Source organism: Bartonella sp. B30(2025) (assembly GCF_053793825.1).
Genome location: NZ_CP200034.1, coordinates 1608183 through 1619811 on the forward strand (window position 1 = coordinate 1608183; position 11629 = coordinate 1619811).

The following is an 11629-nucleotide window of genomic DNA, read 5'->3' on the forward strand; positions in this document are numbered from 1 at the left end:
GCATTATCTAAAAAGTAAAGAAGTTGTTATGTAAATAGCCATATAAATATAAGCGATTTTGTTTTGTCTTTCCATTGTCAAAATGATTCTGGGTTAAATAGGGAGCATATTGTTTGTTTTTTTATATTAGATGTGCTGGAAAGCAGCTCTTTTAAAGTTAAAAGGTATAGTATACTATAGGATCCTGAAGGGATTTCAGTGTGCAAATTTTATAATACATTACGTTCAATTTTTTTGAGCGATTTAAAGTATCAGGTTGAGCTTTTCGTAATTTTTATTGATATTGTTGGTATAGGTTAGGTATTTTTTTATAAAATATCACTGGAGGAAGATATTTCTTTTATTGCTTCTTGGATAGTATAATAATGTCCGTTACAATAGTTTGTGAACATGCTGCTGTGTTGGGGGAGATAATTTTTATTTTTATGTTGTTGATGGAATCGTCAAAATTTTGCTGCAGACGATTGATAGTAAAAGCGCTGGTTAAAGTTATTTTGATCAGAGAAAATGCTGATGTATACAAGTTAACATTATTCGCTTAAAGATAAAATTGGCGTTTGGGGGGGGGCATGTGTGCCATTAAAATTTAAATAAGAGACGATATACGATGACATTTTACTTGAAAAATAGAAAAAGAGGAACAGTAAATTTTATAACACTTTAAAGGAACTAACTAAGATTTTGGGTTCGGTGCCTTTCTATATTTTAGGATCCAATTTTTATGAATTTATCAATAGATTTAATGATTAAGAGTATTGAGTGTTTAGTAATTTTATTGAAGTAGCAATGTTTTGAAGTAAGCGAAGTGTTCGATAATTTATTAATAATTGTTTAGAATCGCTTGATGTTGAATTATCTGCTGTACGATTTTTTTGATGCTAAGTACTGAAGTAAAGAGTTTGTGGCTTTGATATTTTGAAGATGCGAGAAAAAGTACAAAAACAAAGAGATGAACAGTCAGATATGAGTATATCAAGCCTCTCAGATGAGGAGCGTTCAGCTTTTCTTGAGATTGCAGAGCGGTTGCGTGGTGAATTACATCAATCTGTAACGTCTGAGTATTTTGTTGAAAAAACGGAATGTCAATTATCATCTTCTCGGGTTTTGCCTTCAAATGTCGTAGATCAGACTCTCGTAAAAGAACCAGCAGCAATTTTATCATTGTTAGATACAGCCACTGATGGTGTTTTGTGGTTAGATGAGCAGGGTTTTATTCAATCAGTCAGTAGTGCTGCTGTGACATTCGTTGGTTATGAAATAAGTGAATTACTAAAACAGCCATTATCATCATTATTTACTGTGCAAAGCCGATCTTTGATTGAAAAATATTTTCAGTTGATTCGTGCGAAAGAAAAAAATCAAATTTTTAATTACAGTGAGACAGCTGATTTAGTAACAAAAAGTCATAAAAATATAAGGGTTTCTATAATGATTGTGCCTTTAGCACAACAATATAATTATGCTGTTATGCTGCGTGATATGACAGGAGTAGCTTTACCCTTAGGTAAAAAAACAGAAGAAAATAAAATGGTGGGCATTGTTCATGAAATGCGGACACCTTTGAATGCTCTCATCGGCTTTGCAGAAATTATGAATGATGGCTGTTTTGGTCCAATAGATAATGAACGTTATCGTGGGTATTTACGTGATATTATTTTATCTGGAAAACATATATTATCACTGGTTAATCAATATCTAGAATCTTCAAAAGCAAATCATTCTCGTTCAGGTAAGCAAATCAATGTATCCCTTATAACTGAAAAATTTGATGTGATATCTTGTTTGCGTTCTAGTATGTCTTTTCTTGGACCACAGGCTAATAATAATGGCATTATCATGCGTATTTTCGCGCCAGAATACGTACCATTTATTTGTGTTTCGCAGCAGATATTTCGGCAGATTATATGGAATCTTCTTTCCAATGCCATTCGTTTTACACCATCAGGTGGACAGATTATCATTCATGTTTCTTATACAAAAAAAGAAAGTTTAAAGGTTTCTGTGAGTGATAATGGTATAGGGATGAGCGATGAAGAGATCGTGCAAGCTATGCAACCTTATGGTCAGATAAAGCGCAAAGATGGTAGATCGGGTGACGGTGCTTTTGTAGGAACGGGTTTAGGATTACCGATGTGTAAAACTATGGTAGAAGAAAGTGGCGGCCAATTTTTACTATTTTCAAGACCTAATCATGGAACAATTGTAGAAATGCATTTCCCTATACTCCATGAGTAGGTTTGCATACCAATTTATTGTTTTTGAGATATTAAGAGATCTCTGATTTCTGACAAAAGTTGTTCTTCCAGAGACATTTTTTTAGGACTTTCTTCTTTTTCTTTTTGTCTGCGTATTTTATTCATGCCTTTAACAAATAGGAAAAGAATCCAAGCAATGATGAGAAAATTTATAAGAAGAGTTATAAAATTGCCGTAACTAATGGTTGCTCCCACTTCTTTCGCGGCATTTAATGTAGATTGTTTTTCACCTGCAAGTTGGATAAACATATTGGAAAAGTCAATTCCACCTGTGATAAAACCAATAATTGGCATAAAAATATCATTGACAATTGAATTAACTAAATTACCAAAAGCATTTCCTATAATCACACCAACGGCAAGATCTATCATATTCCCTTTTATGGCAAACTCTTTGAATTCTTTTAGCATCTTTTCCCCTTGTAATTATGTAATATATGATAATTTTAATTATTACTTTTTAGACAAAAGGAAAGGGTTCTTTTTATTTCCTTTCAGGATTATATTATAAATCTCAAAGTTATTCTATAAAACTGCTTTGTCTATTAAATTCGTTATAAGATTTGCTGAGATTTATAAAGGAACATTTTATATAGAGCGCAATTGACGCTTTTTTATAAAAAATTGCAGATACTCTTTTGTTCAATTAAAAATGAGAAATGACACTGAATTTATAGAATCATTGCAAGGTTCTTATGATAACATATTGAAAAATGGGAGGATATTTTATGGCTTTTTTGTTGCTTTATTGAAATGGCACAAAAATATTTTTACAGAGGTAAATTTTTTTAGTGTTCATAAACGTAAATATATAGATGGTTATATTATAAGCTTTCGTACAATAGTTGCATTTTAATTTAGACAATTTTTCCTTTTTGTAATCTTGTATGTAAAATAGCTTGCGTGAGATGGAGTGATCATTTTTGTGTTATGGAGAAAGATTGATGAGTTTCTTCCGTTGTATTGGTCGTTCAGCTTTATTTATGTTGGATCCAGAGCATGCTCACCGTTTAGCAATTGTCGGGCTTAAAAATGGATTAAGCAATTATCAGAGGATCGTTGATGAGCGCTTATGCGTAACTGTTGCAGGACTCAAGTTTGAAAATTTTGTTGGTCTTGCTGCGGGATTTGATAAAAATGCAGAAGTTGTGGATTCCATTTTTCATTTAGGATTTGGTTTTACTGAAATTGGCACAGTTACGCCGAAACCGCAGGCTGGAAATCCGAAGCCACGGCTTTTTCGTCTAAAAGAAGATCAAGCGATTATTAATAGAATGGGTTTTAATAATGATGGGCATCAGATTGTTTATAACAGGCTTAGAACTTGTAAAAGGCATGGCATTATAGGCGTTAATATTGGTGCTAACAAGGATGCAATCAATAGGATTGCTGACTATGCTACGGGTATTGCCTGTTTTTACGATGTTGCTGATTATTTTACAGTTAATATTTCCTCTCCTAATACGCCAGGTTTACGAGCTTTACAAGCGCGTGATAGTTTGCGCCTTTTGATGAATACAATTTCTCAAGCGCGTAGTGAGCAAAAGAAAAAGCATGGGTTCTCCATTCCTATTTTTTTAAAAATTGCACCTGATTTATCAGAAAAAGAATTGGATGATGTAGCTGAAGAGATAAAACTTTCTGATTTTGATGGTTTAATTGTTTCTAATACCACTCTTTCCCGTCAAGGGCTGACGGATAATACATTGAGTGGAGAAGAAGGAGGGCTTTCTGGGTGCCCACTGTTTAAACGTTCCACTATTGTGCTTGCAAAAATGCGCCAAAAATTAGGTAAGGAGATTGCAATTATTGGTGTTGGTGGAGTAAATAGTGCGCAAACAGCTTTGGAAAAAATTAAAGCTGGAGCTGATTTAGTTCAGCTTTATAGCGGTATGGTTTATGAGGGACCAGACCTTATTATAAATATTCTAAAAGAGATTTTACAGTTTATGCAACAAGATAATATGAATACCATAGAAAGTTACCGCGACAACCATGTTGAGTATTGGGCAAAACGGGAACTTTCTTCGTCATGAAATTATTTTTTTATTAAAAAATAAGAGATTTCTTTAAAGGGGGTTGCAAACTTTTCAGATCTTCCTTATGTCACACAGGATAAAGATTCAATGTTTATTGAATGGTGAGTGATTATTGAGGTTTTATTTTATGCGGTTGTAGCTCAGCTGGTTAGAGCGCTGGTTTGTGGCACCAGAGGTCGTAGGTTCAAATCCCACCAACCGTACCAATTTTCTCACTATGTTTGATGGCAAGCGATTTATAAGCGTTGTGATTTACGTTTTGCTTTAAGTATTGTAGCATTCTTTAAAAAATTGATTTCATAAAGTCTTGTATGGTGTTTATACGTAAGATTGTATTACAATCAAGACTTGGTTATTTGAAAAAATGAATATATTGTAAGCTATGGAAAATAGTAAGCATGTAAAAAGTAAAGGTTCTGAGCCTATTTCTGATTTTTTCAAAAGTTTGCGTGGTGTTAAAGATTGGGAACAAGCTTCACAGTGGCTCACCTTTCGAGATGTAAAAGATATTGAGTGTATTACGCCTGATCAAGCGGGTGTAGCGCGTGGCAAAATGATGCTTTCTAAAAAATTTATATCGGAGACATCATTAGCGTTGCCTTCTGCAGTTTTTATGGCAACAATTTCAGGGGATTATCCTGAGGATGGTCATGGTTTTGAATATCCAAAGACAGATGGTGATTTACGCCTTGAGCCTGATTTTTCTACGTTAAGTATTGTACCATGGGAAAACGCCCCTACTGCGCAAGTAATTTGTGATCTTGTGTATCAAAATGGGAATATTGTAGATTACACACCACGAAATGTTCTGCGAACAGTAATTGATTTCTACACGCAAATGGGTCTATGTCCAATTGTTTCACCAGAAATTGAGTTTTATTTGGTAGAGAAGAATCCTGATCCTGATTATCCTTTAGTTCCTCCTATCGGTCGCTCTGGACGTGCAATTGGTGGAGGACAGGGATATTCGATTGCTGGTGTAAATGAATTTGATGACTTGATTGATGATATTTATCATTTTTCGGAAGCGCAAGGGTTAGAAATTGATACGCTCATTCATGAAGAAGGAGCTGGTCAATTTGAAATCAATTTACGTCATGGTGATCCAATTGAATTGGCAGACCAAGTTTTTATGTTTAAACGAACAATTCGTGAAGCGGCTCTTAAGCATAATATGTATGCAACTTTTATGGCAAAGCCTATTCAAGGTCAGCCAGGTTCTGCTATGCATATTCACCAGTCCATTATTGATAAGAAAACAGGTACGAATATTTTCACGGAGAAGGATGGTAAAGAAAGTATTTATTTTCGTCATTTTATTGGTGGATTACAAAAGCATATGGCTGGAGTATTTGTCATGCTTGCTCCTTATGTGAATTCTTATAGACGTCTCATGCCTGGTATTTCTGCGCCTGTTAATTTGCAATGGGGATATGATAATCGTACTACAGCTTTTCGTGTGCCACGTTCTGCTCCACAGGAACGGCGAGTTGAGAATAGGCTTCCTTCGTCGGATGCTAATCCTTATTTAGCACTTGCAGCTTCTTTGGCTTGTGGTCTTATTGGCTTGCAACAAAAACTAGAGCCGGATGAGCCAACAATAAATAATGCCAATGCTGATAATATAGATTTACCGCGTGGGCTTATAGAAGCTGTTAGCTTATTTGAACAAGATGCAGATATACGTGCTATTTTAGGAGATGCATTTGTAAGTACTTACGCTGCAATTAAACGACAAGAGTTTGAGACTTTTATGGAAGTGATTAGCCCATGGGAGCGTGAATATCTTTTGCTTAATGTATAAATTTTATCGCAATGACAAATTATAATTTAATTTCTCCAGGGATTTCTTGGTATGAAGATAATTTAAAAGAACGTCCTTCTTATCCGTGTTTTGATAGCGGACAGGTACAATGTGATGTGGTTATCATTGGAGGTGGATTTACTGGGCTTTCAGCTGCTTACCATTTAGTTAATGCTGGAGTTAATGTTGTTTTATTTGAAGCGTCGCGTTTTGGTGATGGTGCTTCAGGGCGTAATGGTGGTCAATTGGGCACGGGGCAACGACAATGGGTAGAAACATTAGAAAAAAAGTATGGTTTTGAGCGAAGTAAGGCACTCTTTGATTTAGCTGAAGATGCCAAAAAAGATGTTTTATCCTGGTGTACTTTGCCTGATTGTCACAGCGATTTTATGATGGGACAACTTTCTGTCACACATAAAAAACGTGAGATAGTATCTTATTTACGACATATTGAGATAATGCAGCGCTATGGATATTATAATCTTACTTTTATGGGAAAGGATGAAATAGTTAAACGGCTTGGGTCGTCTTTTTATTACGGGGGTATTTATGACGCGCAAACTGGTCATCTAAATCCCTTAAAGTTGACTATTTGGTTGGCGAAAAGAGCAAAAAAGGCAGGTGCTAAACTTTATGAAAAGACACAAGTAACAGCGGTAAAGCGTGATTATAATCGTTGTATAGTGATAACAGAACAAGGCACTATAAGGGCCGAACATGTTTTATTGGCAACCAATGCTTATAAGCTTGGACTTCAACGCTTTATTGAAAAAAATATTGTGTCTATTCGCTCTTATATTGGAGCAACTGAACCGCTAGCAAAACATCATCCGATTCTTCCTGGTGGAGAGGCAGTCGATGATTCCCGTTTTATGGTTCGTTATTTTCGTAAAACTATTGATAATCGTCTGTTATTTGGTGGAGTAGAAAGTTATGATAATCAGTATCCTAAAAATTTAGATGAGCGGATACAACGACAGATTGCTGAAATTTATCCTCAGCTTAGATCTGTCAATTTAACACATCGTTGGGGGGCAACTGTTGCTATTACAGTTGAGCGTATGCCTTATGTTCGTCAACTCTCTCCAGGAATAACTTATTGTGGTGGATATTCAGGACATGGAGTTATTCTTGCTCCTTTTATAGGAAAGTTATACGCTGAATGGCTTATGGGCAAGCGTGAACGCTTTGAGTATTTTCAAGATTTGAAGATTTCATCTTTTCCAGGTGGAAAGTTTTTGCGTTATCCGCTGCTATTTTTAGCAATGCATTGGTTTTCTTTGATGGATCGTTTTTAATTGGGCATTTTTAAAGACAAAGAAACTAAAGGTTTATTGTGCATCTTTGTGCTTTAATGGTTGGAATTTTTGTAAATTGTTCAAGTCTTTATGGTTGGATCTAAAAAGAGATAAGTTTATAATTTGCAAAATGATTTCAGTCTTTTTTAAAATTATATTGTGTTAGGCAGAAGTAGCAATTTGGTATGATATTTATATCTGTGCTGAATAATTTAGCTGGATAATACTTGTGAGTAGAGTTGTGTGCTCTTCGTTAATTAATGAAGAATATTAAAGCTTTTATTTTTTATTATTGTAAAAAAAATTCAATTAAGTGCTCAGTATGTTATGTTGGTATTGATTAACAAATAGAAGAGAGAACAATTCTGACTTTACTGTTATTGAAAGATACAGCGGATGTTTATCTTTTTTATATGATAAATTCATCACTTTTGATGATACAGTCATGAGATTAGGATAGAATAATTCAGTGATACTGTAACTACGTATCATTATGAAAAACGAATTAGCCGAGATATATAAAAATAACAGTTAAACACAATCGTATATTTTAGAAACATTTGGTGAAGATCAAATTTTCAGTATTAGTTCTGTTAAAGTAATGCTTCCTAAGCTTTTAATATTGGAAGATACGTACTGCTAAAAATACTAGGTGATAAAACGATATACTATATTTGATTGATGCAGAAATGTCTTTTATCAATAATACGAGCTATAAACACTGAAATTTTTTAATGCCTCATGATGCTTATAACGTAGAGTAATGTAGCGTGATAGATTAGTATTTTGCTAACATATCAGATAGTATTGCTGTGAAATTTTCTCTTAACGATTTTGCAAAATTAGCTAGAGGAAAATATCTACAGCATTTAACATTCATATTAATAATTGGTATTGAGAAGAGAGTTCTTATTGATGAGTTGGTAAATGCATATTTATGCGGATGTTTGAAATTTTTTAGTTATTGGCTTTTAGCTTGATAAGGCATCAAATAAATGGTTAATGATCAATGATTTGGATTTTGAGAGCCTTTTAATGAAGATAAATGCTGTCTATGCGGTATGATAAAATAGAAACTGCTTGGCATTTGATGAATTCAATTTTAAAAAGATAGAAAACAATAAAGAAGTGTGTTTATAAAGGGTGCTGGTTCATGTGGATTATTGGCGTCGGTTATTTTAAGGGAACGTGATGAGCGTGTATATGGAGCAACTTAGTTTAGAGCGATAATGATGCATGAGATGAATATTGACCGTTTAAATTTTAAAACACCTACTGCCTTAGCTGTGGCATTGGCTGATCGAGTTGCTGCGGAGCTTAGAGTGTCTGTTCTTGAGCATAAACGTGCAATTTTAGCAGTTTCCGGAGATAAAACGGCAGAACTATTTTTTCATTATTTATCAAAAGCTGATATTGATTGGCAAAATATCATTATTACTTTGGTTGACGAATGTTTTGTCCCTACTAATCATGAACATTCAAATGAGCATGTTGTGCGGCGCTATTTATTACAAAATTTTGCAGCTAAGGCGCGTTTTGTAGGGCTTTATCATAAAGCAGTTACCGCTGAATTGGCTGCTTTTTCAGCAGCTAATCGTATAAATACTTTGCCTAGACCATTCGATGTTATTGTTTTAGGAATGGGCGTTGATGGACATACTGCTTCCTTTTATCCTAATGCTGATCGTTTAAAGCAAGCACTTGATCTGCAGACGCAGGCACTCGTTTTACCTATTCACGCAAAGAGCACTCTTGAAAGAAGACTTACATTAACTTTGCCTGTTATAGTGCAGTCTCGCTTTATTGTTCTTCACTTTGAGGGTTTTAAAAAGCGTGATTGTTTTGAAATAGCTTGTCAGGATGGACCTGAAATGGAAATGCCTGTTAGAGCAGTTTTGCGCAATGCCCATCACCTTGTGCAAGTTTATTGGTCACCGGCAGAAAACGAAATAAATGAAATCGAATATGATGCTGATACAGCAGAGGTGCAACCTCTCTTGAGCGATGGGATACACACATAAAAAAGAAATAGACAGAGTGTACCGCTGTATGATCAGATCCTTTCTGTACATAAGCTTGTTAGAGATGTTCCTTTAATTTAATTAATAAGACTGTTTGTGTGATTTGTGCTGTGTCGGTTATATGCGATCATATAGCACAGAGTATGCTGAGATAGAATTTGTGTGATATGTTTACAGAGATGATAGGCTAGTTAATTTATTAGACGATAAGTTTGATGTGGTGCTGTATTTTTGGATTTATAATAAAAGCCATATAGTTTGATAATTGGTGTAATGCCGCTACCAAAAGACATTCGTAAATGTATGCAAAATTCTATAAATAAACAATTGCGTTTTTTATATTTTATTAAGACGGTATTGATATTAAAAAGTAATTTGCTAACTGCAATGTTAGAAGATTCTGCGTAATTTATGCAATACAATATTAGATTAGGAAATTTCAATTGTGTATTTGCAGGGCGATGCTGTTGTTTTGATATTTATAGTGTGAAACGAGTCTATTGAAAAGAAGTAATAAAATTAAAAAGTACAAACAGTATACTATCAGCCTTTCAAATAATGAAAACAGTATCGAGTGCGAGTTCTTTCGTGTTTTTCATTAGTTAGCTATTATAAGTCAGCTATTAATTGTATAAATAAAAGACAAACTACCATCATAATATACATAAGGTACGAAAAATTAAAAAGTAATGCGCGTGTAATGAAAATACGTAAAATTTTTAGAATTTGGGTATGGGTAAATTATGCGATCGAGCAGCAGCCTTTAATGTATTAACCATGAGCATTGCAATTGTCATAGGTCCCACTCCTCCTGGAACAGGGGTAATAGCAGTGACCTTGTCTTTTACTTCTTCAAAATCAACATCACCGACAAGACGCGTTTTTCCTATACCTTTTTCTGGTGCTGCAATGCGGTTAATACCAATATCAATAACAATAGCACCATCTTTAACCCATTCTTTTTTAATCATTTGTGAACGGCCTACTGCTGCGACTAAAATGTCAGCGCTACGACATACATCATCAAGATCGCGCGTATGACTGTGCGCAATCGTTACAGTGGCATTGGCAGCTGTTAGAAGAGCTGCCATAGGTTTTCCAACAATATTAGAGCGCCCGACGACGACAGCATCAAGATTTGATAAATCTCGTCCACATTGTTGTTCAATCATCATCATAGCACCAGCTGGTGTGCAGGGAATGATAGCGTCTTCAAGTGCATTTGTGGCAAGTTTTCCTACATTAATATAATGAAAACCATCAACATCTTTTTGGAAAGCAATAGCTTGTGTTATGCGATTCGTATTAATATGAGCAGGTAAGGGAAGTTGTACCAAAATACCATGGATTTTAGGATCTTCATTTAATGTTTTAATGAGCTGAAGGAGTTCTTCTTCTCGTGTTTCTTTAGGCATTACATGTTTTATTGAAAAAAAACCACATTCTTCAGCTTTCTTGCTTTTTGATGCGACGTATATTTTGCTTGCGGGATCATCTCCGACAATGATAACAGCGATACCGGGTTGTATGTTATGGTGGTCATGAAGTTTCATTGTTTCAGCCTTAACTTTCTTAATAACCTCTTCAGCAAGCTTTATTCCGTCTATAATATTATTCATGAGAAAGATCCTTTCGGTAGAGCTGTTGGTTTTTGTAAAGCATTTGCTGACAATGCAGTAGGGCTATGTTGTAACATTAATTTATGTGAGAGTAGTAAGAGGCGTTTGATAACTTTATATATTAGTTTCGAAGTACTTTAGGATAATTGTTTTCTTAAGAGGCAGCAATATTGTTGTTCTAATAAGCTTTGGATAAGAACAAAAATAATGAGGTTATTAAATTTTTAATATAGAAATTTTTAGATTATAAGAAATGTTTAATGATAATTTGCATTTTCTTTTAGCTTGCTACGGAGAAAAAATGGAGAGAAAAGTTGTGTATGCTAGAGTCGTGAAACTTTTGGATGCTATTTTGCTACGATCATTTTTTTGATGAAAGCTTGTATCTTATTTTTCTCTGATAAATATGATTCGTATTATTGAGCAAAAGATTTAAGCCTGTGGATGGAGTATAATAGATAATAGTGTAAGCTATACGATGATTTAATTTTTTCCTTAATCTTAAAATATTTTTTTAGTATCATTTTAACAACGAAAATTAATCATGCTATATCGCTGTTAAAAGGCAAATCAATAAAAGTTAATTTTTATTT

General features: G+C 34.3%; 7 protein-coding genes and 1 tRNA gene. 6 read left to right on the forward strand and 2 right to left on the reverse strand.

What is annotated here, in order from left to right; all coding sequences use genetic code 11:
- Positions 1-921 precede the first annotated feature (921 nt).
- The gene (locus tag V4P55_RS06855; protein ID WP_455474341.1) at positions 922-2235 is read left to right on the forward strand and encodes an ATP-binding protein; all 1314 of its coding nucleotides are present in this window, start codon (positions 922-924) and stop codon (positions 2233-2235) included.
- Between the two features lie 14 nt (positions 2236-2249).
- Here the strand turns inward: V4P55_RS06855 and mscL are convergent, their stop codons facing one another.
- Positions 2250-2666, reverse strand: coding sequence for a large conductance mechanosensitive channel protein MscL (mscL, locus tag V4P55_RS06860; protein WP_455474342.1), 417 nt, complete (start codon positions 2664-2666; stop codon positions 2250-2252).
- A gap of 533 nt (positions 2667-3199) precedes the next feature.
- Between mscL and V4P55_RS06865 the strand changes: the two genes are divergently transcribed.
- The 5 genes from V4P55_RS06865 (at position 3200) to pgl (ending at position 9417) form a co-directional block, all read left to right on the forward strand.
- Positions 3200-4291, forward strand: a complete 1092-nt coding sequence (locus V4P55_RS06865) for a quinone-dependent dihydroorotate dehydrogenase (RefSeq protein ID WP_455474343.1) — start codon at positions 3200-3202, stop codon at positions 4289-4291.
- A gap of 132 nt (positions 4292-4423) precedes the next feature.
- Positions 4424-4500, forward strand: a tRNA-His gene (locus V4P55_RS06870).
- Positions 4501-4676: 176 nt separating this feature from the next.
- Positions 4677-6098: a glutamine synthetase family protein gene (locus tag V4P55_RS06875; protein ID WP_455474344.1), complete on the forward strand. Its 1422-nt coding sequence runs from the start codon at positions 4677-4679 to the stop codon at positions 6096-6098.
- An 11-nt stretch (positions 6099-6109) separates the two neighbouring features.
- Positions 6110-7396: an NAD(P)/FAD-dependent oxidoreductase gene (locus V4P55_RS06880; protein WP_455474345.1), complete on the forward strand. Its 1287-nt coding sequence runs from the start codon at positions 6110-6112 to the stop codon at positions 7394-7396.
- A gap of 1232 nt (positions 7397-8628) precedes the next feature.
- Positions 8629-9417, forward strand: coding sequence for a 6-phosphogluconolactonase (gene pgl / locus V4P55_RS06885; protein WP_455475077.1), 789 nt, complete (start codon positions 8629-8631; stop codon positions 9415-9417).
- Positions 9418-10136: 719 nt separating this feature from the next.
- Here pgl and V4P55_RS06890 read toward each other — a convergent pair.
- Entirely contained in the window at positions 10137-11036 is a 900-nt protein-coding gene (locus V4P55_RS06890; RefSeq protein WP_455474346.1) for a bifunctional methylenetetrahydrofolate dehydrogenase/methenyltetrahydrofolate cyclohydrolase, read from the reverse strand.
- Positions 11037-11629 lie beyond the last annotated feature (593 nt).